The sequence below is a fragment of the Modicisalibacter tunisiensis genome (genome assembly GCF_020148005.1).
GTDB lineage: Bacteria > Pseudomonadota > Gammaproteobacteria > Pseudomonadales > Halomonadaceae > Modicisalibacter > Modicisalibacter tunisiensis.
In genome coordinates this window covers 470,728-494,548 of record NZ_JAGXFD010000001.1, presented here as the reverse complement: position 1 = coordinate 494,548, position 23,821 = coordinate 470,728, and the positions used below count along the sequence as shown (strand labels likewise).

At 69.3% G+C, this 23,821-nt stretch carries 28 protein-coding genes and 2 rRNA genes (1 of these 30 cut by a window edge); 13 read left to right on the top strand and 17 right to left on the bottom strand.

All coding sequences use genetic code 11. The features are described from left to right. The 3 genes from KGQ91_RS02305 to KGQ91_RS02295 all read left to right on the top strand — a co-directional run. A 23S ribosomal RNA gene (locus KGQ91_RS02305) occupies positions 1 to 1,161 on the top strand; it begins 1,525 nt to the left of the window's first position. A 146-nt stretch (positions 1,162 to 1,307) separates the two neighbouring features. Continuing rightward, a 5S ribosomal RNA gene (gene rrf / locus KGQ91_RS02300) occupies positions 1,308 to 1,423 on the top strand. Positions 1,424 to 1,686: 263 nt separating this feature from the next. Further along, positions 1,687 to 1,884, top strand: coding sequence for a hypothetical protein (locus KGQ91_RS02295; protein ID WP_163650348.1), 198 nt, complete (start codon positions 1,687 to 1,689; stop codon positions 1,882 to 1,884). Between the two features lie 83 nt (positions 1,885 to 1,967). On the opposite strand, the gene KGQ91_RS02290 is transcribed toward KGQ91_RS02295, so the two are convergent. The 3 genes from KGQ91_RS02290 to KGQ91_RS02280 all read right to left on the bottom strand — a co-directional run bounded on the left by KGQ91_RS02290 (position 1,968) and on the right by KGQ91_RS02280 (position 4,808). Beyond that, positions 1,968 to 2,792 carry a Tim44 domain-containing protein gene (locus KGQ91_RS02290; protein WP_224416435.1) on the bottom strand — a complete coding sequence of 275 codons (825 nt, stop codon included), beginning with the start codon at positions 2,790 to 2,792 and terminating at the stop codon, positions 1,968 to 1,970. Positions 2,793 to 2,900: 108 nt separating this feature from the next. Then, positions 2,901 to 3,683: a peroxide stress protein YaaA gene (gene yaaA, locus KGQ91_RS02285; protein WP_224416436.1), complete on the bottom strand. Its 783-nt coding sequence runs from the start codon at positions 3,681 to 3,683 to the stop codon at positions 2,901 to 2,903. Positions 3,684 to 3,776: 93 nt separating this feature from the next. Beyond that, positions 3,777 to 4,808, bottom strand: coding sequence for an NADP(H)-dependent aldo-keto reductase (locus KGQ91_RS02280; RefSeq protein WP_224420172.1), 1,032 nt, complete (start codon positions 4,806 to 4,808; stop codon positions 3,777 to 3,779). A gap of 221 nt (positions 4,809 to 5,029) precedes the next feature. Here KGQ91_RS02280 and KGQ91_RS02275 point away from each other — a divergent pair, with 221 nt between their 5' ends. Continuing rightward, positions 5,030 to 5,539, top strand: a complete 510-nt coding sequence (locus tag KGQ91_RS02275; protein ID WP_163650352.1) for a tetratricopeptide repeat protein — start codon at positions 5,030 to 5,032, stop codon at positions 5,537 to 5,539. 175 nt (positions 5,540 to 5,714) lie between these two features. Beyond that, complete coding sequence (locus KGQ91_RS02270) at positions 5,715 to 6,233, top strand: 3'-5' exonuclease (protein WP_163650353.1); 519 nt, start codon at positions 5,715 to 5,717, stop codon at positions 6,231 to 6,233. A gap of 21 nt (positions 6,234 to 6,254) precedes the next feature. On the opposite strand, the gene KGQ91_RS02265 is transcribed toward KGQ91_RS02270, so the two are convergent. The 8 genes from KGQ91_RS02265 to KGQ91_RS02230 form a co-directional block, all read right to left on the bottom strand. After that, positions 6,255 to 7,241, bottom strand: coding sequence for an NAD(P)H-quinone oxidoreductase (locus KGQ91_RS02265; protein ID WP_224416437.1), 987 nt, complete (start codon positions 7,239 to 7,241; stop codon positions 6,255 to 6,257). Positions 7,242 to 7,296: 55 nt separating this feature from the next. Further along, positions 7,297 to 7,851, bottom strand: coding sequence for an LOG family protein (locus KGQ91_RS02260; protein ID WP_224420171.1), 555 nt, complete (start codon positions 7,849 to 7,851; stop codon positions 7,297 to 7,299). 24 nt (positions 7,852 to 7,875) lie between these two features. Further along, entirely contained in the window at positions 7,876 to 8,397 is a 522-nt protein-coding gene (locus KGQ91_RS02255; protein ID WP_163650356.1) for a DUF501 domain-containing protein, read from the bottom strand. Further along, positions 8,366 to 8,695, bottom strand: coding sequence for a hypothetical protein (locus KGQ91_RS02250; RefSeq protein WP_163650357.1), 330 nt, complete (start codon positions 8,693 to 8,695; stop codon positions 8,366 to 8,368). Before KGQ91_RS02250 ends, KGQ91_RS02255 begins: the two co-directional genes overlap by 32 nt. A 26-nt stretch (positions 8,696 to 8,721) precedes the next feature. Continuing rightward, positions 8,722 to 9,192: a Cys-tRNA(Pro) deacylase gene (gene ybaK, locus KGQ91_RS02245; protein WP_163650358.1), complete on the bottom strand. Its 471-nt coding sequence runs from the start codon at positions 9,190 to 9,192 to the stop codon at positions 8,722 to 8,724. After that, positions 9,189 to 9,599: an acyl-CoA thioesterase gene (locus KGQ91_RS02240; protein WP_163650359.1), complete on the bottom strand. Its 411-nt coding sequence runs from the start codon at positions 9,597 to 9,599 to the stop codon at positions 9,189 to 9,191. The genes ybaK and KGQ91_RS02240 overlap by 4 nt, the downstream gene beginning before the upstream one ends. Positions 9,600 to 9,647: 48 nt before the next feature. Continuing rightward, entirely contained in the window at positions 9,648 to 10,463 is an 816-nt protein-coding gene (locus KGQ91_RS02235) for a hypothetical protein (RefSeq protein ID WP_163650360.1), read from the bottom strand. 258 nt (positions 10,464 to 10,721) lie between these two features. Next, on the bottom strand, positions 10,722 to 11,147 hold the full coding sequence (locus KGQ91_RS02230; protein WP_224420170.1) for a hypothetical protein: 426 nt from the start codon (positions 11,145 to 11,147) through the stop codon (positions 10,722 to 10,724). Between the two features lie 52 nt (positions 11,148 to 11,199). Here KGQ91_RS02230 and KGQ91_RS02225 point away from each other — a divergent pair, with 52 nt between their 5' ends. Then, a complete protein-coding gene (locus KGQ91_RS02225; protein WP_224420169.1) occupies positions 11,200 to 12,354 on the top strand; it encodes a MalY/PatB family protein in 1,155 nt (384 codons plus the stop codon). Positions 12,355 to 12,436: 82 nt separating this feature from the next. On the opposite strand, the gene KGQ91_RS02220 is transcribed toward KGQ91_RS02225, so the two are convergent. After that, positions 12,437 to 13,366, bottom strand: a complete 930-nt coding sequence (locus KGQ91_RS02220) for a thioredoxin family protein (RefSeq protein ID WP_224420168.1) — start codon at positions 13,364 to 13,366, stop codon at positions 12,437 to 12,439. Positions 13,367 to 13,506: 140 nt separating this feature from the next. Here KGQ91_RS02220 and KGQ91_RS02215 point away from each other — a divergent pair, with 140 nt between their 5' ends. Further along, the gene (locus KGQ91_RS02215) at positions 13,507 to 14,784 is read left to right on the top strand and encodes a lytic murein transglycosylase (RefSeq protein WP_224420167.1); all 1,278 of its coding nucleotides are present in this window, start codon (positions 13,507 to 13,509) and stop codon (positions 14,782 to 14,784) included. Positions 14,785 to 14,786: 2 nt separating this feature from the next. Here KGQ91_RS02215 and KGQ91_RS16865 read toward each other — a convergent pair whose 3' ends face one another. Then, positions 14,787 to 16,124, bottom strand: a complete 1,338-nt coding sequence (locus KGQ91_RS16865; RefSeq protein ID WP_318010232.1) for a methyl-accepting chemotaxis protein — start codon at positions 16,122 to 16,124, stop codon at positions 14,787 to 14,789. Between the two features lie 231 nt (positions 16,125 to 16,355). Then, positions 16,356 to 17,069 carry a 16S rRNA (uracil(1498)-N(3))-methyltransferase gene (locus tag KGQ91_RS02200; RefSeq protein WP_163650366.1) on the bottom strand — a complete coding sequence of 238 codons (714 nt, stop codon included), beginning with the start codon at positions 17,067 to 17,069 and terminating at the stop codon, positions 16,356 to 16,358. A gap of 118 nt (positions 17,070 to 17,187) precedes the next feature. Here KGQ91_RS02200 and phaR point away from each other — a divergent pair, with 118 nt between their 5' ends. From phaR to coq7, 6 genes are all read left to right on the top strand, one after another. Next, entirely contained in the window at positions 17,188 to 17,640 is a 453-nt protein-coding gene (gene phaR, locus KGQ91_RS02195; protein ID WP_163650367.1) for a polyhydroxyalkanoate synthesis repressor PhaR, read from the top strand. A 95-nt stretch (positions 17,641 to 17,735) separates the two neighbouring features. Further along, complete coding sequence (purD, locus tag KGQ91_RS02190) at positions 17,736 to 19,022, top strand: phosphoribosylamine--glycine ligase (protein ID WP_224420166.1); 1,287 nt, start codon at positions 17,736 to 17,738, stop codon at positions 19,020 to 19,022. Between the two features lie 27 nt (positions 19,023 to 19,049). Continuing rightward, positions 19,050 to 19,493, top strand: a complete 444-nt coding sequence (locus KGQ91_RS02185) for an acyl-CoA thioesterase (RefSeq protein ID WP_224416450.1) — start codon at positions 19,050 to 19,052, stop codon at positions 19,491 to 19,493. Position 19,494: 1 nt separating this feature from the next. Beyond that, the gene (locus tag KGQ91_RS02180; protein ID WP_163650370.1) at positions 19,495 to 20,367 is read left to right on the top strand and encodes a phosphoribulokinase; all 873 of its coding nucleotides are present in this window, start codon (positions 19,495 to 19,497) and stop codon (positions 20,365 to 20,367) included. A 34-nt stretch (positions 20,368 to 20,401) separates the two neighbouring features. Next, positions 20,402 to 20,743: a histidine triad nucleotide-binding protein gene (locus KGQ91_RS02175; RefSeq protein ID WP_224420165.1), complete on the top strand. Its 342-nt coding sequence runs from the start codon at positions 20,402 to 20,404 to the stop codon at positions 20,741 to 20,743. 121 nt (positions 20,744 to 20,864) lie between these two features. Next, a complete protein-coding gene (gene coq7 / locus KGQ91_RS02170) occupies positions 20,865 to 21,506 on the top strand; it encodes a 2-polyprenyl-3-methyl-6-methoxy-1,4-benzoquinone monooxygenase (protein ID WP_224420164.1) in 642 nt (213 codons plus the stop codon). 73 nt (positions 21,507 to 21,579) lie between these two features. Here the strand turns inward: coq7 and KGQ91_RS02165 are convergent, their stop codons facing one another. From KGQ91_RS02165 to KGQ91_RS02155, 3 genes are read right to left on the bottom strand one after another with little or no spacing between them, the layout of a single operon-like run. After that, complete coding sequence (locus KGQ91_RS02165; RefSeq protein ID WP_224420163.1) at positions 21,580 to 22,005, bottom strand: OsmC family protein; 426 nt, start codon at positions 22,003 to 22,005, stop codon at positions 21,580 to 21,582. 39 nt (positions 22,006 to 22,044) lie between these two features. Then, complete coding sequence (murU, locus tag KGQ91_RS02160) at positions 22,045 to 22,713, bottom strand: N-acetylmuramate alpha-1-phosphate uridylyltransferase MurU (RefSeq protein ID WP_224420162.1); 669 nt, start codon at positions 22,711 to 22,713, stop codon at positions 22,045 to 22,047. Then, a complete protein-coding gene (locus tag KGQ91_RS02155) occupies positions 22,710 to 23,744 on the bottom strand; it encodes an aminoglycoside phosphotransferase family protein (RefSeq protein WP_224420161.1) in 1,035 nt (344 codons plus the stop codon). The genes murU and KGQ91_RS02155 overlap by 4 nt, the downstream gene beginning before the upstream one ends. Positions 23,745 to 23,821: the final 77 nt, after the last annotated feature.

Below are 23,821 nucleotides of genomic sequence, written 5' to 3'. Positions count from 1 at the left end.
GCCGGTCGAAGATACCAGGTGGCTGCAACTGTTTATTAAAAACACAGCACTCTGCCAACGCGTAAGCGGACGTATAGGGTGTGACGCCTGCCCGGTGCCGGAAGGTTAATTGATGGTGTTAGCCGCAAGGCGAAGCTCCTGATCGAAGCCCCGGTAAACGGCGGCCGTAACTATAACGGTCCTAAGGTAGCGAAATTCCTTGTCGGGTAAGTTCCGACCTGCACGAATGGCGTAATGATGGCCACGCTGTCTCCACCCGAGACTCAGTGAAATTGAAATCGCAGTGAAGATGCTGTGTACCCGCGGCTAGACGGAAAGACCCCGTGAACCTTTACTATAGCTTCACACTGGACGCTGATGTTGCTTGTGTAGGATAGCTGGGAGGCTTGGAAACCCGGACGCCAGTCCGGGTGGAGCCAACCTTGAAATACCAGCCTGGCATCATTGGCGTTCTAACTCCGGCCTGTCATCCAGGTCGAGGACAGTGTGTGGTGGGTAGTTTGACTGGGGCGGTCTCCTCCCAAAGTGTAACGGAGGAGCACGAAGGTACCCTCAGCACGGTTGGAAATCGTGCATTGAGTGCAAGAGCATAAGGGTGCTTGACTGCGAGACAGACACGTCGAGCAGGGTCGAAAGACGGTTCTAGTGATCCGGTGGTTCTGTATGGAAGGGCCATCGCTCAACGGATAAAAGGTACTCCGGGGATAACAGGCTGATACCGCCCAAGAGTTCACATCGACGGCGGTGTTTGGCACCTCGATGTCGGCTCATCACATCCTGGGGCTGAAGTCGGTCCCAAGGGTATGGCTGTTCGCCATTTAAAGTGGTACGCGAGCTGGGTTTAGAACGTCGTGAGACAGTTCGGTCCCTATCTGCCGTGGGCGTCGGAAGTTTGAGAAGTGCTGCTCCTAGTACGAGAGGACCGGAGTGGACGTACCGCTGGTGTTCCGGTTGTGATGCCAATCGCATTGCCGGGTAGCTATGTACGGACGGGATAACCGCTGAAAGCATCTAAGCGGGAAGCCCCCTTCAAGATGAGACTTCCCCGGGGCCTCGCGCCCCCTGAAGGACCCTCGAAGACGACGAGGTCGATAGGCACGGTGTGGAAGCGCTGCAAGGCGTTGAGCTAACGTGTACTAATGGTCCGTGAGGCTTGACCATATAACACCCAAGGGGTCTGCGTGGCCCATGGGCGAGACACAGCGCGGATACGCGCGAGTCGATCGAGTGTCGCTTGATTCCCATTGTTGAAGACAGGTAAACAGGGCGCTGGCCCGGCAACTGCCACCCAGCGTGCCAGAGTTACGCCTGACGACCATAGCAAGCGGGTCCCACCTGATCCCATGCCGAACTCAGCAGTGAAACCGCTTAGCGCCGATGGTAGTGTGGAGCTTCTCCATGCGAGAGTAGGTCATCGTCAGGCATCTATCCCGCGAAACCCCGGCCCAACGGCCGGGGTTTTTGCGTTTCAGGGGCCGAAAAACCTGCCGCGGGCGCTTCGCGGATTCCCGACCTGACCCTCACCTGGACTCTCCAACTCGCCAGAGCTGGACACGCCACTCAGTCCGCCATCCCGAAACGGGCACGAGCTGCGGCTGATCTTGTCTGGCAGTCCCTGTTGGCGTTTTTCGCATGAGCCGATTATGGTGGACAGGGCAAACCCGACACGTTTCTCAGGAGGAGAAGATGCACGCAAGCATGCTGCGCAAGGCGGGACTGGTTCTGCTGATGGCCCTGACGCTGGGTGGTCTGGCGGCCTGTGATGATGACGGCCCGGCCGAGGAAGCCGGCGAGAACATCGACCAGGCGGCGGAGAATGCCGGTGACAGCGTCGAGGAAATGGGCGAGGACGTTCAGGACGCGGCGGAGAATGCCCAGAACTGAAACTGCGTTTCAGTAACGAGAGCCCCGTCCCTCAAAAAAGCCAGCCGACATCGGCTGGCTTTTTGCGTTTTTGCGGACGAGGATCAGCTCGGGTTCTGCTCGATGCCCTGGATGTGCCAGGGGGCACCGTCACGAAGCTCCCGGATCAGGTGCCAGGTCTCGTTGAACTCGTTGTGTTCCCCGTTCTCGTCCATGATGCCGTGGAAGATCACCGAGGCCTCGGCCTGGGTGCCGTGCTCGCGCACGTCGCCGAGCTCGACGAACAGGCGCACGATCTCGGTGCGGTTGTTGGCCGGCTCGTTGGCGCGCTGCTCGCGCAGCAGGTTGTAGAGCGAAGGCGTCACGTAGTCCTGGATCTTGGGCAGGTCGTTGTTGTCCCAGGCCCGCTGCAGCTCCATGAAGTGCTGCTTGGCCTCGTTGAGGAAGCGTTCCTTGTTGAACCAGCTCGGCGTGCCCGCCGCACCGGCACCGAGGCCGCCGGCAGCACCGAAGGAACCGGGGACGGTATTGTCATTGTCGACGGTGTGGGTGTTGCGGGCCTGGTGATGCGGGCCGCTGGCGGTCGCGGCCCGGCGCGCCCGCAGGAAGCGGAAGGCCAGCCAGGCGATCAGGGCGATCAGCAGGATATCCATGAAGCGGAAGCCGTCGAAGGCGCCGCCGAAGAACAGCGAGGCCAGCAGGCCGCCGGCGAGCAGCCCGGCCAGCGGGCCGGCAAAGCGCGACAGCCCCTTGGACGGCTTGCTGTGGGTGGTGCCGGTGCTGCGCTGAGTGGTGGTGCTGTGGCTGCTGGTGGAGCGGGAATAGGAACCGATGCTCTTGCCGCCTCCCAGGCGGCGCGCCTCGGCGTGATCAACCGCCAGTCCGAAGCCGAGCAGGCCGACCAGCAGCATGACGAACAGGTTACGCATGGACAGTCTCCAGAAGGGTGAAACAGCCCTCCCATTCTACCGGCTCTGACTGAATATGGCGTGAACCGAAGTGCGGAAAACCGGCGGTGTCGGCCGCCGATGGTCCCGTCAGGGGCGTGCCGACTCCTCGCGCACGAAGACCGGTGCGTTTTCCCGGGACAGCGCCGGGGCATGGCGGTAGCCCGCCACGTCGAAGGCCTTCAGCGTCTCCGGGTCATCGATGCGCTCGCGGATCAGCCAGGCGCTCATCAGCCCGCGGGCCTTCTTGGCATAGAAGCTGATGATCTTGTACTGGCCGTTCCTGGCATCCTTGAATACCGGCGAGATGACCCGCGCCGAAAGCCGCCGGGTATCGATAGCCTTGAAGTACTCGTTGGAGGCGAGGTTGACCAGCACCGGCGTGCCGCTGTCGGCCACGGCCGCCTCCAGATCCGCTGTCAGGCGCGCCTTCCAGAAGGCGTAGAGGTCCTTGCCGGCCGGGTTGGGCAGGCGCGTGCCCATCTCCAGGCGATAGGGCTGAATCAGGTCCAGCGGGCGCAGCAGGCCGTAGAGGCCGGAGAGAATGCGCAGATGCGCCTGGGCGAAGTCGTTGTCGGCCTCGCTGAAGCTCGCGGCATCGAGGCCCTGGTAGACATCGCCCTGGAAGGCCTGGGCGGCAGGCTTGGCGTTGTCGGGCGTGAAGGGCGTTTGCCATTCGCCGTAGCGGGCGGCGTTGAGACCCGCCAGCTTGTCGCTGATGCCCATGAGCTCGGCCAGCTGCTGTGGCGAGTACTCGCGCAGGATGTCGATCAGCGCCTGACTGTGTTGCAGATAGTCCGGCTGGGTATAGCGCGCCGTGGTCGGCGGGGTATCGAAGTCCAGCGTCTTGGCCGGAGAAATCACGCTCAGCATGCGGGGCTCCTGAAGCAGCGCGGGGTCAGGCCGGCGAGTATACCAAGCGTGGCGGCGGGGGCCGATACGGCCCCCGCTATCGGCCTCATGGGCTCACGGGCAGGGGTTGGAAATCCGCCGGTGGACGGCCTCGATCTCCTCGAGCACGGTGCTGTCGAGCGACAGGGACTCGCTTGCCAGGTTGCTCTCGAGCTGCTCCAGGGTCGTGGCACCGATGATGTTGCTGGTCAGGAAGGGACGCGAATTGACGAAGGCCAGTGCCATCTGCGCCGGGTCCAGATCGTGACGGCGTGCAATGTCGACGTAGGCGCGGGTCGCCTCCTCGGCGACATCGGAGGTGTAGCGCTGGAAACGCTCGAACAGGGTCAGCCGGCCCTGCGGCGGGCGCGCGCCGTCGAGATACTTGCCCGACAGCACGCCGAAGGCCAGCGGCGAGTAGGCCAGCAGGCCGACGTTCTCGCGGTGGGCGATCTCCGCCAGCCCCACCTCGAAGCTGCGGTTGAGCAGGCTGTAGGGGTTCTGGATGCTGGCGACCCGCGGTAGGCCCTGCGTCTCGGCCAGGTGAAGGCAGCGCATCACGCCCCAGGGCGTCTCGTTGGACAGCCCGATGGCGCGGATCTTGCCGGCGTCCACCAGCTCCTTGAGCGCGGCCAAGGTTTCCTCCAGTGGCGTGACCTCCTCGTCGGGGTCGGGCGCATAGCCGAGCTTGCCGAAGGTATTGGTGCTGCGGTCCGGCCAGTGCAGCTGGTAGAGGTCGATATAGTCGGTCTGCAGCCGGGCCAGGCTGGCGTCGACCGCGGCGTGCAGATGCTCGCGGGTGAAGCGCGGGCCGCCGCGGATGTGGCTCAGGCGGGGGCCGGCCGCCTTGGTGGCGATGATCAGGTCATTGCGCTTGCCGCGCGCCTTGAGCCAGGTGCCGATGTAGGCCTCGGTCAGCCCCTGGGTCTCGGCCCTGGGCGGCACCGGATACATCTCGGCCGTGTCGATGAAATTGATGCCGAATGCGACGGCGCGATCGAGCTGCTGGTGGGCGTCGGCCTCGCTGTTCTGCTCGCCGAACGTCATCGTGCCCAGGCACAGGCGGCTGACATCGAGGCCGGTATCGCCTAGCGGACGGTACTCCATGAGGGGGCTCCGTGAAGTGGGGAAAACGGCATGGTAACGGGGGGCGAAAAGGGCGGCAATCGAGGGGTTGAGTCGGGCCTGTGGTGGGCGTATGCTTGCGCCCCGTCGCTCCGGCGGAGGTCCGGACGGTTGGCAGTCAGGAGATGAGGCGTGGGCTGGGCTCAGGAGTGGAGCAAGGTCGGCGTCGTCACCCAAGGCAAACTCGATCAAGGTCTATCGCCATGCCGCAGGCATCTTCCCTGTTCACCCGGCTCGAATTTCGGCTGGCCGAACAACTCTTCCATACCCGCTGGCTACCGCGTTCGCCGCGCACCCAGCGTCTGACGCTGCGCCTGCTCCAGCGCTGTGCCGATGCCGGTCACATCACCGCGCTCTCGGTCTACGGGCACATGCTCTTCCAGCGCGGCATCTCTCCCCAGGACAAGGCCCGGGGCGCCCGCTACGTGCTGCAGGCCGCCCAGACCGGCGATGTCCAGGCCCAGTACCAGGCGGCCTCCATCTACGAGCATGGCTGCGCGCAGTATCCGCGCCGCGACGACCATGCCGTGACCTGGTATGCCCGTGCCGGCGAGGCCGGTTATGCCCCGGCGGCCCGGCGCCTGGCGGAGGCCTATCGGCGTGGCGAGCTGGGCCTGTCCGTGGACCCGCGGCGGGCCGCCCAGTGGCAGGCGCTGGCCGAGCGCCACCAGCTCGGCGAGACTCACGCCGAGCCCGGTGCGCTGACCCACTGACGGGAATTCGGCTCCCGGGGCTCGCCCCCGAGGCCACAACCCCTTAGGCTAGATAGCTGGCGAGAGCCGGTGACTGCGCCCCGGGCGGCAGTCACCGGCGCGCTCGTCTGCTCGCGCTCCGGAACGTCCCGACTCCGGGCCGGGCATCGTTCGTCAATGACAAAGGACCGCTGATGTGACGCTGCCCATTCTCCTCGATATCGAAGCGTCCGGCTTTGGCCGCGGCAGCTATCCCATCGAGATCGGCCTGGCCCGGGGCGACGGCAGCGTCTGTGCCTTCCTGATCCAGCCGCAGGCGGAATGGACGCACTGGGATCCCAAGGCGGAGCTGCTGCACGGCATCAGTCGCGATCGCCTGGCCCGCGAGGGCTACCCGGTGAAGGAAGTGGCGCGCTGGCTCAACGACGAACTGAGCGAGGCGGGCATCGCCTACAGCGACAGCTGGGGCTACGACAATACCTGGCTGTCGCTGCTGTTCCACCACGCCGGGATGCTGCCCCGCTTTCGCCTCGAGGCGCTGCGCTCCCTGCTGTGCGATGCGCAGCTGGCGGCCTGGAAGCGCACCAAGGAAAGTCTGATCCGGGAGCGCGGCATCCAGCGCCACCGCGCCGGGGAGGACGCCCGGCTGCTGCAGCTGACCTACCTGCGCACCCGGGAGGCGGTCGCGGCGATGCGCCGCGACACGCCCCGTTGAACCGCCTCTGGTGTGGCGTCGTCAGCCCTCGCCGCTGACCGCCAGCAGCACCTTGCCGGTGCTTTCGTTGCTTTCCAGATAGGTCATCGCGGCCTCCGCCTGCTGGATCGGCCAGTCGCGGTCGATCAGCGGGCGTATCTCGCCACGGCTCAGACGCGGCCAGACGTGGGTGTGCAGGCTGTCGAGGATGGCCCCCTTGGCGCGCGGCGACTTGCTGCGCAGGGTGGAACCGATGAAGCGCTGGCGTTTCATGAGCATGCGGCCCATGTCCAGCTCGGCGGTGCGCCCGCCCATCAGGCCGATCAGCACCAGCCGGCCGTCCTGGTTCAGCACGCGCTGGTTGTCCGCCAGGTAGCCGGCCCCCACCGGGTCGAGGATGACATCCGCACCGCCCCAGTCGCGGACCGCGTCGACGAAGCTGCCGTCGTGGCGATTCCAGCCCGCCTCGGCGCCGAGGCGGCGGCAGGCCTCCACCTTGGCCTCGCTGCCCACCGTCACGAAGCAGGGGTAGTCGAAGGCCTTGCAGAGCTGGATCGCGGCGGTCCCCACGCCGCTGGCCCCGGCATGCAGCAGAACCCGCTCGGGCCTGCCGTCGACGTGGCGCAGCCCGCCCTCCATGAACAGGTTGAGCCAGGCCGTGGCGAAGACCTCGGGCAGGGCCGCGGCCTCCCGCAGCCCCAGGCCCGCGGGCAGCGGCAGCACCTGGGCGGCGTCGACGACCACCTCCTCGGCGTAGCCGCCGCCGGCCAGCAGGGCGCAGACCTTGTCGCCCGGGCGCAGCCGTTCGACGCGCGGGCCGGCCTCGACCACCGTGCCGCTGATTTCCAGACCGAGGGTGTCGGTCACGCCCGGCGGCGGCGGGTAGTGGCCCGCCCGCTGCATCAGGTCGGCGCGATTCATGCCGGCCCAGGCCACCTGAATCCGCACGTCTCCGGGGCCGGGCCGCGGCGGTGCCTCCTGTTCCTGCCAGTTCAACCCCTGCTGGTCATCGATGGCGATGGCGAACATGCGTCTCTCCTCGCTGTTGGGGACGTTCCACTCTACCCAAGCGAGGCGGCCGTCGTCACGACAGGCGGGCGTCGGCAGGCAGCAGACGGTCGAGCAGTGCCGGTGGGGTCTCGGCGGCGACGAGACGGGCACGGGTCTCGGCGTTGAGGAAGCCGCAGTCGACGGCATGGTCGAGGAAGTGCAGCAGCGGCCGGTAGAAGCCGTCGACGTCGAGCACGCCCACCGGCTTGTCGTGCAGCCCCAGGTACTGCCAGGTCCATGCCTCGAACAGCTCCTCGAGGGTGCCGATCCCGCCGGGCAGGGCGACGAAGCCATCGGCCTGGGCGGCCATGGCGGCCTTGCGCTCGTGCATGTCGTCGACCCGGATCAGCTCGCTCAGCCCCTCGTGGGCCATCTCGCGATCGACCAGGTGATGCGGAATCACGCCGATGACCCAGCCGCCGGCGGCCAGGGCGGCATCGGCGACGGCCCCCATCAGGCCGACCCGGGCGCCGCCGTAGACCAGCCCCCAGCCGCGCTCGGCGATCGCCCGGCCCAGCGCGATCGCGGCGTCGCGAAAATGCGGGGCCTTGCCCTCGCGGGATCCCAGATAGACACAGACGTTGGGCATGCAGAACTCCTTGAGGCGGCGGGGTCAGGGCAGGCAGTCGATCACGCCGTACTCCCGGTCGAGCCACTGGCCGATCACGTTGTCGCCGGCCAGATGATGGGCGTACTGGGTATGCAGACAGCGCACCTGGTTCCAGTTGGCGATGCCGCCGATGCCGCGCTCGCGGAAGAGCGTCTCGTAGCCGCGCTCGGCGGCCAGGCGGCGGTGCTCGGGGTGCATGCTCGCCCAGCGCCGCGCGACATAGTCCTCGTGACTGCGGCGATAGGCGGCGAGGAACTCGGCGTCGTCCTGCAGGCGCGCCTCGAGCTGCTTGATCACCCCGGCCGCCTCGATCCGCGACAGCTCGATCTTGAGGCGCTCGGAGCACAGCCAGTAGAGGGTGGGGAAGGGCTTGTCGTCGACGATCGACTCCATGCGCAGCACCAGCGGGGTGCCTTCGCCATCGGTGGCGGTGACGGCCTGGATGCCGCGCGGGGCGCGGCCGAGTTGCTCGGCGATGATCGCCAGTTGCCGCTCATCGGGGGGGACGTCGGTTCGGATCAGCATCACTGGGGTTCCGCAGGAATTTGGTCGAGCGCGCCACCGCGCGAAAGAAGGCCTGGTTGAGCTGCGCGGGGGTCGGCGTGTAGGCCCACTCCCGTGCGCAATAGTCGGTGGCGCGGGCGATCAGGGCATCGTAAAGGCGATTGAACGGCGCATCATAATCGTAGGGGTCGGCGTCGAACAAGCGGATGTGCGGATAGTCGGCGAAGCGCTCGAGGAAGTAGCGCTCGAGCTCGCCCTCCACCCGACGGTGGCGCTCGACGTCGTCGGGGAAGAGCCACAGGTCGTAACGGATTGCCATGGGAAAGCTCCCGGTCGGGGTGCGGCTCAGCGGCGGGCGATGGCGGCCAGCCGCGCCCCGGTGAGGCGCTGCAGGTCGGCGGGGGCCAGGGCGATCTCCAGGCCCCGGCGCCCGCCGCTGACGTGGAGGCGTTCCAGGGGCTCGGCACTGACATCGAGGAAGGTCGCCAGGCGCTGCTTCTGGCCCAGCGGACTGATGCCGCCGACCACGTAGCCGGTGGCGCGCTGGGCATCGGCGGCCTCGGCCATGGCGGCCTTCTTGGCCCCGGCGGCGCGTGCCAGCGCCTTGAGGTCCAGGCTGGCGGAGACCGGCACGATCGCCACCGCCAGGCGTTGCCCGTCGAGCCGGGCGAGCAGGGTCTTGAAGACCGCGTCGGGCGACAGGCCCAGCGCCTCGGCGGCCTCCTGGCCGTAGGCCGGCGTCGCGGGGTCGTGGGCGTACTCGTGCACCGCGAAGGCGACGCCGGCCTGCTCGAGCCGGCGGATGGCCGGGGTCACGTGGCCGCCTCGGCGGCGGCGATGCGGTGGCCCTCCAGCGCCTCGCGGATCGCGTCGGGAATCGGCCGGGCCTGCTTGGCGGCATGGTCGAAATGGATCATCACCGTGCGCCCCTCGGCGCCGAGGCGGCCGTGCTGGTGCAGCGTCTGCTCGACCGTGAACGAACTGGTGCCGATGCGCGAGATGCCGGTGCGCATCTCGATCGGCGCATTGAAGAACAGCTCGGCGCGGTACTCGATCTCCATGCGGGCCAGGATCAGCACCCAGTGGCGCGGGTCCAGGTCCGGGGTGAACAGGCGGCAGACGTCGTTGCGGCCCAGCTCGAACCACACCGGAATCCGGGTGTTGTTGATATGGCCGAGCGCATCGGTGTCGCTGAAGGTCGGCGTCAGGGTCTGGGTAAACATGGCGAACTCCTTGTCGACGGCTCAGCATCCATCCCGCGGCGGGTCCGGTCAAGCCGCCTCGCCCAGCTGCCGGCGCCGATGCAGCGCCTGCAGGCGCGTCCAGATCAGCAACCACAGGGTGGCGGCGGCGAAGCCGGCCAGGGTGCCGGCGGCGAGTCCCCAGTCGTCATAGGTCAGCGACACGCACAGCGCATAGCTGAGCAGCGAGCCCAGCCCCGCCGGATAGTGCTTGATGACCGTGGCGGTGGGCCCGGCGCCGTGAGTCAGGTGCAGGATCACCAGGAACGGGAACATGGTCACCGGGAAGGCCGACAGCAGCCCGGCCCAGGCCGCCGGCAGCACGTGCGCGAGGCCGGTGATGAGGAAGATGATGGCGGCAGCCAGCCCGGCGCGAAACGCCAGCGCCACCCACGAGAAGGCGCGCCGGCCCGTGGCGGGGCGCTCGGGGATGCCCCGGTAGAGCCCGATGAACAGCGCGATGGCCGCCAAGGTGGTCAGCGTGCCGCTGACCCGGGTGAAGTCGATGGCCGCCAGTACCGTGCTGGCGGCCAGCCAGGCGAGGAGGCCGCCGACGGTGCCCAGCAGCACGCCGGGCAGGCCGTCGCGGCGGCCGCACAGCAGGTAGCCGCCGCCCAGCGCCAGGGTGGCAGTGAAGCCGGCCAGGGTATGCACGGCGCTCTCGGCGGCGAAGCCCGGGCCGATCTCCACGCCGATGAAGAACAGCGCGATGGCGGTGCCCAGCGGGTAGCCGGACAGCAGCCCGGCCACGCGGGTGCTCAGGCGCTCGGCGACCAGCGACAGCCCGAGCACCACGCCGATCGACACCAGCAGCTTGCTGACCTGCAACAGCAACGAGAAGTCCATGACTCTCCTCGACACGGGGATACCGCGCCCTCGGCGGCGCAAAAGCCCTCTGCGCTAGAGGCAGTGCGGCCGCACCGCCATTCCCCTTTAGGCTTTGTAGTACCCTGGGTGTGATCGCTCGACAGGGGGCATCCGGAGCCAGGCCGTGGGAGCGACTTCCGTCGCGATGACGGCGCCACCGGGCCGCCACTGTCGAGGATGAGTCCTCTCCCGCAGGCCTCCCTCGGGGCCCGCACTGTCGGGGCATCCTCTCGGGCACTAGACAAGGCGCCGGCCGCGCTGGTCGGCCCAGGCCTCGGCCAGCGGCGCTTCCAGCGGGGTCCGAAGGTGCTCGGGCAGGGCGTCGCGGGCCGCCTCGAGCGAGGCGAACTCGCGGTTGCGCAGCCAGCAGTAGGCCCAGGCGCAGCCTTCGTCGGCGTCGCGCGGCACCGGGCGCGAGGGCATCTGCACCAGCAGGAACAGCGCCGTGCGGGCCGCCCACAGCGGCGGGCGGTCGTCACGGCTCCAAGCGTGCAGGGTGGCACCGTCGGGGGTGGCCTCGGGCTCGCCGAGCCCCGCCAGCCGCGCGGTATCGGCGAGGATCATCGCCAGGCGGTCGGGTGCGGCCTGGCCGATCTGCAGCCAGTGGTCGACCAGGCGCGAGGTGCCGCGCACGGCCTTGGCATAGAAGAGGGAATCGGGCATGTTCGCGTCACGTGTCCGTTTTTTGCAGGATCCATCCGTCTCGGGAGGTTTCATGTCCTTCGATTTTGCCACGCCCATCGACCGTCGCCAGCATCCGTCGCAGAAATGGCACCGCTACGCGCCGGACGTGCTGCCGCTGTGGGTGGCCGACATGGACTTCGTCTCGCCCCCGGCGATCGTCGAGGCGCTCGAGGCGCGGGTGGCGCATGGCGTGTTCGGCTACGGTACCACGCCCGACAGCCTGCGCGAGGCCCTGTGTCGCTGGAGCGCCACGCACTACGACTGGTCCATCGCCCCCGAGTGGCAGGTCTGGCTGCCCGGCGTGGTGCCGGCCCTGCACCTGGCCTGCCGACTGCTCACCGCGCCGGGCGAGGGCGTGCTGACGGTCACGCCGATCTACCCGCCGTTTCTCAAGGTGGCCGAACAGCACGGCCGGCTCGCGCAGACGGTGGCACTTTCCGAACCGGCGGCGTCCGGCGAGCCCTGGCGGCTCGAGCGCGAGGCGCTGGAGGCGGCGATCACCCCCGAGACCCGGCTGCTGCTGTGGTGCCACCCGCACAATCCCACCGGACGGGTGTGGAGCGTCGGCGAGCTGGCGCTGCTCGCCGAACTGGCCGAGCGCCACGATCTGACGATCGTCTCCGACGAGCTGCACTGCGACCTGATCCTCGACGACGCCCCGCACCGCCCGCTGGCGGCGCTCTTCCCGGACCTGGCGGCGCGCATCGTCACCCTGTGGGCGCCGTCGAAGACCTTCAACGTGGCGGGGCTGGGCTGTGCCTGCGCGGTGATCCCCGACCCGGCGCTGCGCGAGCGCTGGCGTGCGGCGATGCGCGGGGCCATGCCCGATGTCAACGTGCTGGGCATGCTGGCCGCCGAGGTGGCCTACACCGACGGCGAGCCCTGGCGGCAGGCGCTGCTGGCCGTGCTGCGCGACAATCGCCGGCGGCTGTTCGCGGCGGTGGAGGGCTGGCCGGGCGTCCGCGCCACGCCGCCCGAGGCGACCTATCTGGCCTGGCTCGACCTGCGCGAGGCCGGCCTGGGCGCCGCGCCCCAGCAGCGGCTGCTCGAGGAGGCCCGGGTGGCGCTGTCCGATGGCGCCGACTTCGGCTGGCCGGGCTTCGTGCGCGTGAACTTCGGCACCCCGGCGAGCGTGCTCGACGCGGCGCTAGAACGGCTGGACGGGGTGCTCGGCGGGCGGACATGAAAAAGCGCCCGTGCCGGGTGACAGGCACGGGCGCCGCTGGGACTGGGGCAGCGGGGGGCCGGAGGCCCCGACGGCCGCGGGCTCAGTAGAGCAGGGCGAAGAGCTTGCGGCGATAGGCCACGGTCAGCGGATGATCGGCGCCCAGGGCGTCGAAGACCCGCAGGAGGGTCTTGCGGGCGATGTCGTCGCCGTAGCCGCGATCCTGCCTGAGCAGCGCCAGCAGGCCTTCCAGGCCGTTCTCGTAGTCGCCGTCGGCGACCTGGCGCAGGGCGCGCTTGAAGCGGGCCTCGCTGTCGTCGCGACCTTCCAGCGCGGCGAGTTCCTCGCGGCCCGGCGCTTCCTCGCCGAACTCGATGCGCGCCCGCACGCCGCGGGCCTTGGCGCCGTCGCGATGTTCCGGCGGCAGGTTGTCGAGAATCTCGCGTGCCTGGTCGCCCTGGCCCTCGCCGACCAGCGCACTGGCCAGGCCGATCTGGTAGTCCGGGTAGTCGGGATAGGCCTGGATCAGCTCCTGATAGATCGCCTTGGCGGTGGCGGCATCGCCGGCGGCGAGTGCCGCCTCGGCCTGTTCCTCGGGGCTCGCCGAGGCCTCGGCCGGCGCTTCCAGGTACTTGGCCAGCCACTCGCGGATCTGGCGTTCCGGCAGGGCGCCCTGGAACTGGTCGTAGAGCTGGCCCTGCATGATCAGCTTGACGTCCGGCACCGAGCGGATGCCCAGCTGGGCGGCGATCTGCTGGTTGTCCTCGATGTTGAGCTTGGCGAGCACGAAGGCGCCGGCGTATTCCATGGCCAGCTTCTCGAGGATCGGCATCAGGTTCTTGCAGGGTTCGCACCACGGCGCCCAGCAGTCCAGCACCACCGGGATCTCGAGAGAGCCTTCCAGCACCATCTGCTGGAAGTTCGACATGTCGACGTCGACGATATAGCGGGACGGGTCGATCGACTCGCCCTGGCTGGACTGGGATTCGGACGACGTCAGCGGCGCTCCGGTGCGGGGATCGACGATCGGCATGGTGATGGCCTTGATAGCTGCGAATTTGCCCTATCAATGCGGGTGAAAGGGCGTGGATTCAAGGGGCGGCTTGCGACAAGATGGGCGCGCTTGTTCGTCATCGGCAAGCGTCACGCCGCCCCTGTACGCAAGGACCCCTCATGAGCCTCTCCGCCCGTCGCCTGTGCCTATTGTCCGTTGTGCTGCTGCCCTTGTGGGGGTGCCAGAGCGGCCCCGGCGCCGCATCTCCCGCCGCTGACGCCGCCGGCACGCCTTCGCGCGAGGCCGCGTCCATGGCGCCGGCGCGCCCGACGGCGCCCAGCTTCGCCGCCTGGGTGGCCGATTTCCGTCGCGAGGCGGCGGCCGCCGGCATCGACGCCGCGACCCTGGCGGCAGCCTTCGACGACGCCACCTACCTGCCCGAGGTCATCCGCCGTGATCGCGCCCAGCCGGAGTTTTCCCGCCGGGTATGGACCTATCTGGACGGCGCGGTCTCGCCGGCCCGCATCCGCCGGGGGCACGACCGCTGGCAGGCCCATCGGTCGGTCATCGAGGCCGCCGCGACGCGCACCGGCGTGCCGGCGCCGATCCTGGTGGCGATCTGGGGCATCGAGAGCAGCTACGGCGAGCACTTCGGGGACGTCTCGACCATCGATGCCCTGGCCACCCTGGGCTACGACGGGCGGCGGCCGGACTTCGCGCGGCGCGAGTTGATGGCGGCGCTGCGCATCCTCGCCCGGGGCGACATCGACCGTGCGCACATGCGCGGCTCCTGGGCCGGCGCCATGGGGCACACCCAGTTCCTGCCGTCGAGCTTCGAGCGGCACGCCCGGGACGCCGACGGTGACGGGCGCCGCGATATCTGGGGCAGCATTGCCGATGTCATGGCCTCCACCGCCGATTACCTGGCCGAGGCCGGCTGGCGCCCCGGGGAGCCCTGGGGCGTCGAGGTGCGACTGCCCCGGGGATTCGACTACGCCCGCACGGAGCTCGACGTGCGCGCGCCGGCCGCGGACTGGGCCGAGCGCGGCGTGACCGCGGTCGATGGCGGCTCCCTGCCGGCGCTCGCCGACGCCTCGGTGATCGCCCCGGCCGGCGCCCAGGGGCCGGCGTTTCTGGTCGGTCACAATTTCCGGGTGATCATGCGCTACAACGCCTCGACAAGTTATGCCCTGGCCGTGGGGCTGCTGGCCGACCGCCTGGCGGGGCGGCCGGGCGTCCAAGGGGACTGGCCCCGGGAACAGGCGGCCCTGTCGCATGACCAGATCCGGTTGCTGCAGCAGGCCCTCAACGCGCGCGGTTTCGATACCGGCACGCCGGACGGCGTGATCGGCCCCGCCACCCGTGGTGGCGTGCGGGCCTACCAGCGCGCGCGGGGCGAGACGCCGGACGGCTTCGTCACCCGCGCGCTGCTCGAGCGCCTGCGTCCGGCGCCCTGACCTCAGGCCGTGGCGAGCGCCGGCAGGTCGCTGGCGGTCCGCGTCTCCGGGGCATCGTCGGCCAGGGTGGCGGAGAAGCGCTCGATGGCCACGACGGCGTCGTTGGCGCCCTCGCGGATGCGCTGGATCGTCTCGCCGGCGGTGCCCGCCAGCTGCACGCCGTTGCCGGTGCGTTCCAGGCAGGTCTGCATGCTTTCGTGGGCCTGCTGGCCGAGCGTGCGCAGGGTGTCGATGGTGGCGACGATGTCGCGGGTCGCCCGGGTGGTGCTGACCGAGAGCTGGCGCACCTCGTGGGAGACCACGGCGAAGCCGCGGCCGTGTTCGCCGGCGCGGGCGGCCTCGATGGCGGCGTTGAGCGCCAGCAGGTTGGTCTGCTCGGCGATGTGGTGGATGCTCTCGATCACCCGGGTGATGTCCTGGGAACGCTCGGCCAGCTCGTCGATGACACGGGAGGCCTGGACGATGGACTCGGCGATGTGGCGAATCTCGGCGACGGTGCTCTCGATGATGCGCGCGCCGTCGTTGGCGCTGACCTCGGTCGCCGCCGAGATGCGGTAGGCGATGCGCGCGCTGTTCGTCTCGGCCTGGTGCTGCTGGACGCGTGGCGTGATGTCGGTGGCGAACTTGACCACCTTGTACAGGCGTCCCCGGGCGTCGAAGACCGGGTTGTAGGTGGCTTCCAGCCACAGCTCGTTTCCTCGGCTGTCGAGACGCCGGAACTGCCCGGAAAAGAACTCGCCGGCGTTGAGCCGGGTCCAGAAATCCCGGTACTCGGCGCTGGCCGCGTACTCGGGATCGCAGAGCGTGCGGTGGTGGGCGCCGATCAGGGTGTCGCGGTCGTGGCCCACGGTGGCCAGGAAGTTGTCGTTGGCGGTCAGGATATGGCCGTCCGGCGTGAACTCGACGATCGCCGTGGAACGGTCCAGGGCGTCGAGGCGGCTGCGCATGTCCTGCTCCCGGCGCACCTTATCGGTGATGACACGGGCGATCTTGATGATCCGCCGCACCTTCCCCGCGCGATCGAGCACCGGGCTGTAGGTGGCTTCCAGCCACAGCTCGCGGCCCGCCTTGTCGACGCGGAGAAAACGTCCCGAGAGGCTGCGGCCGGCGCCCAGCTGCGCCCAGAAGTCGCGATACTCGGGGCTGGCGGCGTAGTCGGGTGCGCAGAGCCGGCGATGGTGCTGGCCCCGCAACTCCTCGAGGCGATAGCCGCTGGCCTCCAGGAAGCGGTCATTGGCCTCGAGGAGGGTGCCGTCGGGGGCGAATTCGGCCATCGCCTGGGAGCGGTCGAGGGCATCGATGATGGCGGCGTTCCGTCGAGCGGTGCGTGAGAAGGGCATGCGGGACTCCGTGTGCTGGCGGTGACGGCCCCGTGGGATAGGGAAGGGGACCGGGCGATGTCGCGTCGGTGACCGGCGTCGCCGATAATAGTTATACAAAAACTATACGTTGTCCAACTTGTGGAAAGCAAAATGGGGATTCAACGGTGCGCACCGTCGTCCGGCGCCGGGGGCGTGCGGATGACGGTGACAGAGCAGGCGTCAGAAAAAGCGGCGGCTGGCGGAAGGGCGTTAGAACAGGCGGGCCAGCAGCGCGGTGACGGCGGTTTCCACGCGCAGGATGCGCTCGCCGAGGTGAATGCCCTCGCAGCCGGCCTCGCGCAGGCGCTCCACCTCGTAGGGGATGAAGCCGCCCTCGGGGCCGACCAGCAGCGTGCAGGGCTCGCTGAGGCCGCGCGGGCAGGGATCGGGCATGCCGGGGTGAGCGAGCAGGCCGCGGCGCCCGGCGAGCAGCGCCGGCAGCCGGTCCTCGACGAAGGGCCTGAAGCGGCGTTCGACCGTCACCGTCGGCAGCATGGTGTCGCCGGCCTGCTCGAGGCCCAGCACCAGGTGATCGTGGATGCGGGCGGGGTCGAGTTCCGGCGACTGCCAGTAGCTCTTCTCGACCCGGCGGGTGTGCAGCAGCGTGAGTTGCTTGACGCCCAGGGCGGTGACATGCTCCAGGGTCCGCGCCAGCATGCGCGGCCGGGGCAGCGCCAGCACCAGGTGCACCGGCAGCGGCGCCGGGGGCGGCTGGTCGAGGTCGAGCAGCGTGAAGCAGGCCGCCTCGCGCTCGAAGCGCTCGAGCCGGGCGCGCCCGCGCCGGCCGTCGCGCACGCCCACGGTCAGGGTGTCGCCCGCCTCGGCGCGGTGGACCTCGTGCAGGTGACGCAGGCGGCGCGGGTCGGTGAGGCGGACGCGGCCGTCGGGACCGCAGTCGCCGGGTTCGAGCAGGATCAGGTTCATGGGCTCTCCAGGCTGCAGGCCGCCATGATAGCGGACCCGCGGGGCGCTGACAGTGGTTTGCAACCCCCGGGGGGCAATGCACAATGCAGGAATACCGACAACCGAGAGGGACAGCGCCGTGCGAGTGATACGCAAGTATGCCAACCGTCGACTCTACGACACCCAGCAGAGTCGCTACGTCACGCTCGAGGATCTGCGGCGCCTGGTGCTCGAGGACGAGCCGTTCCGGGTCGAGGATGCCAAGAGCGGGGAGGACCTGACGCGCACCATCCTGCTGTCGATCATCATCGAGCAGGAACAGGCCGATGGGGGGGCCGAGGTCTTTTCCAACGACCTGCTGGCCCAGTTCATCCGCGTCTACGACATGGCCCAGCCGCTGCCGCTGGCGCGCTATCTGGAACAGGGCACCCACCTGATGCTGGAACAGCAGAAGCGCTTCCAGGACCAGTGGCAGCAGGCGATGCGCCATTCGCCGATGGAGATGATGCGCGAGATGGCCGAGGAGAACATGCGCTTCTGGCAGAAGACCATGACGCCCCGCGGCAACGACGAGGACGACGAGTCGCGCTGACCGGCCGGCCCGGGGCGAGGCGCCATGCAGCGGCGGCGCCCGCTTTCTGACATAATGCCGGCCAGTCGATTCCCACTTTCGAGCAAGGTTTGTCCATGAAGGTTCTGATCATCGGCGGCGGTGGCCGCGAACACGCCCTGGCCTGGAAGGCGGCGCAGTCGCCCTATGTGGAGACCGTCTACGTGGCCCCGGGCAATGCCGGCACGGCGCGCGAGTCCAAGCTGACCAACGTCGACATCGCCGCCGATGACCTGGAGGGCCTGGTGACCTTCGCCCGCGAGCAGGCCGTGGGCCTGACCATCGTCGGCCCCGAGGCGCCGCTGGTGGCCGGGGTGGTCGACCGCTTCCGCGAGGCCGGGCTCAAGGCCTTCGGCCCGACCCGGGACGCCGCCCGGCTCGAGGGCTCCAAGGCCTTCTCCAAGGACTTCCTGGCCCGCCATCGCATTCCCACCGCGGCCTACGCCACCTTCAGCGAGGTCGGCGCCGCGCTGGCCTATCTCGCCGAGCAGGGCGCGCCGATCGTCATCAAGGCCGACGGCCTGGCGGCGGGCAAGGGGGTGATCGTCGCCATGACCGAGATCGAGGCCGAGGCGGCCATCCGCGACATGCTCGAGGCCAACGCCTTCGGCGACGCCGGGGCCCGGGTGGTGATCGAGGAGTATCTCGAGGGCGAGGAAGCCAGCTTCATCGTCATGGTCGATGGCGAGCACGTGCTGCCGATGGCCACCAGCCAGGACCACAAGCGCGTCGGCGACGGCGACACCGGCCCCAACACCGGCGGCATGGGCGCCTACTCGCCGGCCCCGGTGGTCACCGCAGCGGTTCATCAGCGCATCCTCGACGCGGTGATCCTGCCCACGGTGCGCGGCATGGCCGAGGAGGGCACGCCCTACACCGGCTTCCTGTATGCCGGGCTGATGATCGACGCCCAGGGCGCGCCGAAGGTGATCGAGTACAACTGCCGCTTCGGTGACCCGGAAACCCAGCCGATCCTAATGCGCCTGAAGAGCGACCTGGTCACGCTGTGCCTGGCCGCCGTCGAGGGGCAGCTGGACCGCGAGACCTGCGAGTGGGATCCGCGCGCCGCGGTGGGCGTGGTCATGGCCGCCGGCGGCTACCCCGGCAGCTATCGCAAGGGGGATGTCATCGACGGGCTGGACGCGGCCCAGGCCGCCGGCTGCAAGGTGTTCCATGCCGGTACCGCCGAGGACGCCCGGGGGCGCGTGGTCACCAGCGGCGGGCGCGTGCTGTGCGTCACGGCGCTGGGCGAGCGGGTCTCCCGGGCCCGCGACCGCGCCTACGACGGCGTGGCGGCGATCCACTGGGACGACGTTCTCTACCGCCGTGACATCGCCTATCGGGCCATTGCCCGCGAGGCCTGAACGCGCCACGGCGCCCGGAGCAGAGCCATGCAGCGACTCGCGTTTCCCGAGGCGGAGTGCATCCATCGCCAGCCCCTCACGGTGCGTCTCGGCGACATCAACTACGGCCGGCATCTGGGGCACGATGCCCTGGTCACGCTGCTCCACGAGGCGCGCGCCCGGGCCATCGCGGCCCTGGGGTTCAGCGAGTCCGATGTCGCGGGCTCGCCCAGCGTGGTGGCCGAACTGACGGTGCAGTACCGCGCCGAGGCGCACTGGGGCGACGTGCTGGTCGCCGAAACGGCCATGCCGACGCCGACGGGCAAGGGCATGCCGGTCTACCAGCGGCTGGTGCGCGAGGCGGACGCGCGGACCGTGGCCGTGGCCTGCGTCACCCTGCTGTGGCTGGACCCTGACACCCACCGGCCGATCGCCGTGCCCCCGGTGCTGGTACAGGCGGTGCAGCGTAGCCGAGCGCCGGGGAGCGACTGAGATGTCCAGGGAATACCCGATCGTCGCCGTGACCGGCTCCTCCGGGGCCGGCACCACCACCGTGCGGCGTACCTTCGAGCGCATGTTCCAGCGCGAGGACGTGCACGCCGCCCTGGTCGACGGCGATGCCTTCCATCGCTACACCAAGGACGAGCTGACCCGGATCTTCCGCGAGGAGCCCGAGCGCACCGACGAGCTGTCCCACTTCGCGGTCGAGGCCAACCTGCTCGACGATCTCGAGACGCTGTTCCAGGAGTACGGCGAGCACGGCACCGGCACCTCCCGGCACTACATCCACGCCGAGGACAAGCGGATGATCGAGGCCGGCTACCGGGTCGGCACCTTCACCGAGTGGCAGGCGCTGCCGATGGGCACCGACCTGCTGTTCTACGAGGGGCTGCACGGCGGTCTGGTCACCGCCGATCACGACATCGCCCGCCACGTCGACCTGCTGATCGGCGTGGCGCCGACCATGAACCTGGAATGGATCCAGAAGATCGATCGCGACACCAAGCTGCGCGGCTACTCCCAGGAAGCGGTGATCGACACCATCCTCGGGCGGATGCACGACTACGTGCGCTACATCCAGCCGCAGTTCTCGCGGACCCATATCAACTTCCAGCGGGTGCCCACCGTGGACACCTCCAACCCCTTCGAGATCCAGGATATCCCCACCGATGCCGAGTCGTTCGTGGTGATCCGCTTCCGCGATCCCTCGACGGTGGACTTTCCCTACCTGCTGACGATGATTCAGGATGCCTTCATGAGCCGTCCGCACACCCTGGTGGTGCCCGGTGCGCGGCTGTCGCTGGCGATGGAACTGATACTGGCGCCGCTGGTGCGCCACCTGCTGGCGCAGCGCCGCTTTCGCTGACGGCCGCATCGCAATTCGCTACACGAGGTGACGCATGGACTGTTTGTTCTGCAAGATGGTCAACCGCGAGATCGAGCCCGACGTCGTCCACGAGGACGAGCATGTGCTGGCCTTCCGCGACATCAAGCCCCAGGCCCCGACGCATGTGCTGATCGTGCCCAAGAAGCACATCGCCACCCTCAACGACATCGACGCCGATGACCTGGCGCTGGTCGGTCGGCTGCAGTACACCGCCGCCCAGCTGGCCCGCAAGTTCGGCTTCGCCGACGACGGCTACCGGGTGGTGATGAACTGCAATGAACAGGGAGGGCAGACGGTCTATCATATCCACATGCACCTGATGGGCGGGCGCCGCTTCACCTGGCCGGCCGGCTAGCCGGCCCGATGACCGCCCTCTCGCCGGTGCGCGATGCCCCTCGGGCGGCCGTCTTGCCGCCCGAGGGGTGCCGTGCCCGGCCTTCCCGCCGTGACTCGCTGACGATCACAGGAATTGCCGCATGCTTCGCAAGTTGACGCGAACCGACCAGCTGATCCACCAATTCGATACCGTGCTGCGGACCCTGGTCCCCCACGCGGCCCAGCCCTCGCGTCCCTCGCCGGCCGACGACATTCGCGACGAGCCCCTCGACGACGCGGCGCGCCATCACGCCGCCGGGCTGATGCGCATCAATCACACCGGCGAGGTGTGCGCCCAGGCGCTCTATCAGGGCCAGGGCATGACCGCCCGGCTGGCCGATACCCGGGCGCAGATGGAGCAGGCCGCCCAGGAGGAGATCGACCACCTGGCCTGGTGCGATGCCCGCCTGGTGGAGCTCGACAGCCGAACCAGCTACCTCAATCCGCTGTTCTATGCGGCTTCCTTCGGCATGGGGGCGGTGGCCGGGGCGGTCGGCGATCATGTCAGCCTCGGCTTCGTCAACGCCACCGAGGAGCAGGTCGGCAAGCACCTCGAGGCGCATCTGGGCAAGCTGCCTCGGGGCGACAACCGTTCCCGGGCGGTGCTCGAGCAGATGCGCGAGGACGAGGCCCACCATGCCCGCTGGGCGCTGGAGGCCGGCGGCACGCCCTTCCCGGCGCCGGTGAAGTTCGGCATGGCGCTGATGTCCAGGGTGATGACCAAGAGCGTCTACCGGCTGTGATACGCCAGCCCCCGCCCGGATGGGGCGGGCGCTGGCTGGCTCGCGGCGACGCGGATGCGGCGAGGCGCCGGGGTCAGGCGTCTTCCTCGACGATCTCGTAGGAATGGGTGATCTCGACGCCGCCCTGGGCGAGCATGATCGAGGCGCTGCAGTACTTGTCGGCGGACAGCTCCACGGCGCGCTTGACCTGCTTGTCCTTGAGGCCCCGGCCGGTGACCGTGAAGTGCACGTGGATCCTGGTGAACACGCTCGGCACGCTGTCGGCCCTCTCGGCCTCGAGGGCGGCGACGCAGTCGCTCACCGGGGCGCGGGTTTTCTCGAGGATTTCCATCACGTCGAAGGACGTGCAGGCGCCCATGCCCATCAGCAGCATCTCCATGGGGCGCGGGCCGGTGTTGCGCCCGCCGTGGTCGGGCGGGCCGTCGATGACCACGCTGTGGCCACTGCCGGATTCGGCGACGAACTGGCGGCCATCGGTCCATTTGACGTGGGCTTTCATGAAGGCAGGCTCCTGTGTCGTGAGTCGGTCAAGGCGAGGCTAGTTGTGTCGGCGCAGCCAGGCATCCAGCTCGGCCAGCCGCTGCGGCGTGCCGACATCCACCCAGTGGCCGTCATGATGACAGCCCGCGACACGCGCGTCTGCCATCGCGTCGCGCAGCAGCGGCGCCAGCTTGAAGGCGCCGGGTGGCTGATCGGCGACCAGGGCCGGGTCGAGCAGGCTGATACCGGCGAAGGTCAGCCGGGGCCGGCCGTCGGCCCGCACGCGGCCCGCGGCGTCGAGGTGGAAGTCGCCCTCGGGGTGGTGCGGCGGGTTGTCGACCAGCACCAGCCGGGCCAGATCGCCGTCGAGCGGCGCCAGCCAGCGCGGGTCCAGCTCGCACCACACGTCGCCGTTGACCAGCAGGAAGGGCGCCTCGCCGAGCAGCCCCAGTGCCTGGCGGATGCCGCCGCCGGTCTCCAGCGGCTCGGGCTCGTGGCTGAAGTGCAGTCGCAGGCCCAGTGAGGCGCCGTCGCCCAGGGCATCGACGATCTGCGCGGCGCGGTAGCTGACGTTGATCACCACCTCGTGGATGCCCAGCGCCGCCAGACGCTGCAGGTGGTGGACGATCAGCGGCCGGCAGCCCGCCTCGAGCAGCGGCTTGGGGCAGTGGTCGGTGAGCGGGCGCATGCGCGTGCCCAGCCCGGCGGCCAGCACCATCGCCTTCATGGCGTCGTCTCCCGGCGTGCGGCGAGCGCCGAGGTCAGCGCCGGCGTGAAGGTGCCCGACAGCCAGGCGTCGAAGGTGGCGAATTCCGGCCAGGGCGCCAGGCTGTCGCTCAGGTGGTCGAGAAACCGCGGCAGGCGCTCGAGGTAGCCGCGGCGACCGTCGCGCAGCGTCAGCCGGCAGAAGATCCCCAGCACCTTGAGCGAGCGCTGCGCCGCCATGGCGTCGGCCTGGAAACGGAACGTTTCGGCGTCGAGCTGGCCGCTGAGTCGGCCGTCGAGCACGGCGCGCCGGCGGAAGGCCTCGACCCGCGCGCAAAAGGCCTCGCGCGGGAACCGCCGATAGCGCCCGCGCAGCAGCGAGATCAGGTCGTAGCTCAACGGCCCCGTCACGGCATCCTGGAAGTCGATCAGCCACAGCCGGTCACGATGGCGCATCAGGTTCATGGCATCGAAGTCGCGGTGCACGACGACCCGTGGCTGGGTCAGCGCGATCTCGATCAGGCGGTCACGCAGGTGGGGCCATTCGGCGGGCGCCGGCATGTCCAGAAACTGCCCCAGGCACCAGTCGGGAAACAGGTCCAGCTCGCGGCCCAGCAGGGCGGCGTCGTAGACGGGCAGCGCCTCGCCGGGCGCGCGGTTCTGCAGCTCGCCGAGCAGGGTCTGGGCGTCGTCGTAGCCGGTCGCGTCGCGCGTCTCGCTGGCACCCAGGCCGGTGTGCAGCGGGGTGTCGCCGAGGTCCTCGAGCTCGAGGAAGCCCTGCGCCAGATCCCGCGCGTGAACCGCCGGCACCGGCAGGCCCGCGGCGCGCCAGGCCTCGGCGATGGCCACGAAGGGGCGGCTGTCCTCCTGCTCGGGCGGCGCGTCCATCAGTATGCGCGAGGTGGCGTCGTCCAGCCACAGCCGGTAGTAGCGCCGGAAGCTGGCGTCGCCGGCCGCCGGCGCGATGTCCAGGGCTTCGGGAGGACGGTCATGAAGCCGCCCGGCCCAGCGGCGCAGGGCCTCGCGGCGGGCGGTGTGTGGCGCGTCGGACATGCGCTCTCCTTGGTTGACGGGGTGGATTCGCCGCCGCATGCTCAGGGGCTGCCACGTCGCGCCCCGCGCTCGGGGAG

Bases quoted from the DNA above. Each gene is read 5' to 3' on its own strand.
- KGQ91_RS02275 (WP_163650352.1), top strand. From the start codon at position 5,030: ATGCCGCAGGCATCTTCCCTGTTCACCCGGCTCGAATTTCGGCTGGCC.
- KGQ91_RS02265 (WP_224416437.1), bottom strand. From the start codon at position 7,241: ATGTTCGCCATCGCCATCGATGACCAGCAGGGGTTGAACTGGCAGGAA.
- KGQ91_RS02155 (WP_224420161.1), bottom strand. From the start codon at position 23,744: ATGTCCGACGCGCCACACACCGCCCGCCGCGAGGCCCTGCGCCGCTGG.
- KGQ91_RS02290 (WP_224416435.1), bottom strand. From the start codon at position 2,792: ATGCGTAACCTGTTCGTCATGCTGCTGGTCGGCCTGCTCGGCTTCGGA.
- KGQ91_RS16865 (WP_318010232.1), bottom strand. From the start codon at position 16,124: ATGCCCTTCTCACGCACCGCTCGACGGAACGCCGCCATCATCGATGCC.
- KGQ91_RS02175 (WP_224420165.1), top strand. From the start codon at position 20,402: ATGGACTGTTTGTTCTGCAAGATGGTCAACCGCGAGATCGAGCCCGAC.
- KGQ91_RS02230 (WP_224420170.1), bottom strand. From the start codon at position 11,147: ATGCCCGATTCCCTCTTCTATGCCAAGGCCGTGCGCGGCACCTCGCGC.
- KGQ91_RS02260 (WP_224420171.1), bottom strand. From the start codon at position 7,851: ATGCCCAACGTCTGTGTCTATCTGGGATCCCGCGAGGGCAAGGCCCCG.
- yaaA (WP_224416436.1), bottom strand. From the start codon at position 3,683: ATGCTGAGCGTGATTTCTCCGGCCAAGACGCTGGACTTCGATACCCCG.
- KGQ91_RS02255 (WP_163650356.1), bottom strand. From the start codon at position 8,397: ATGCTGATCCGAACCGACGTCCCCCCCGATGAGCGGCAACTGGCGATC.
- KGQ91_RS02235 (WP_163650360.1), bottom strand. From the start codon at position 10,463: ATGGACTTCTCGTTGCTGTTGCAGGTCAGCAAGCTGCTGGTGTCGATC.
- KGQ91_RS02185 (WP_224416450.1), top strand. From the start codon at position 19,050: ATGCAGCGACTCGCGTTTCCCGAGGCGGAGTGCATCCATCGCCAGCCC.
- murU (WP_224420162.1), bottom strand. From the start codon at position 22,713: ATGAAGGCGATGGTGCTGGCCGCCGGGCTGGGCACGCGCATGCGCCCG.
- KGQ91_RS02200 (WP_163650366.1), bottom strand. From the start codon at position 17,069: ATGAACCTGATCCTGCTCGAACCCGGCGACTGCGGTCCCGACGGCCGC.
- purD (WP_224420166.1), top strand. From the start codon at position 17,736: ATGAAGGTTCTGATCATCGGCGGCGGTGGCCGCGAACACGCCCTGGCC.
- KGQ91_RS02165 (WP_224420163.1), bottom strand. From the start codon at position 22,005: ATGAAAGCCCACGTCAAATGGACCGATGGCCGCCAGTTCGTCGCCGAA.
- KGQ91_RS02215 (WP_224420167.1), top strand. From the start codon at position 13,507: ATGAGCCTCTCCGCCCGTCGCCTGTGCCTATTGTCCGTTGTGCTGCTG.
- KGQ91_RS02295 (WP_163650348.1), top strand. From the start codon at position 1,687: ATGCACGCAAGCATGCTGCGCAAGGCGGGACTGGTTCTGCTGATGGCC.
- KGQ91_RS02225 (WP_224420169.1), top strand. From the start codon at position 11,200: ATGTCCTTCGATTTTGCCACGCCCATCGACCGTCGCCAGCATCCGTCG.
- KGQ91_RS02240 (WP_163650359.1), bottom strand. From the start codon at position 9,599: ATGTTTACCCAGACCCTGACGCCGACCTTCAGCGACACCGATGCGCTC.
- KGQ91_RS02250 (WP_163650357.1), bottom strand. From the start codon at position 8,695: ATGGCAATCCGTTACGACCTGTGGCTCTTCCCCGACGACGTCGAGCGC.
- KGQ91_RS02220 (WP_224420168.1), bottom strand. From the start codon at position 13,366: ATGCCGATCGTCGATCCCCGCACCGGAGCGCCGCTGACGTCGTCCGAA.
- KGQ91_RS02180 (WP_163650370.1), top strand. From the start codon at position 19,495: ATGTCCAGGGAATACCCGATCGTCGCCGTGACCGGCTCCTCCGGGGCC.
- coq7 (WP_224420164.1), top strand. From the start codon at position 20,865: ATGCTTCGCAAGTTGACGCGAACCGACCAGCTGATCCACCAATTCGAT.
- KGQ91_RS02280 (WP_224420172.1), bottom strand. From the start codon at position 4,808: ATGGAGTACCGTCCGCTAGGCGATACCGGCCTCGATGTCAGCCGCCTG.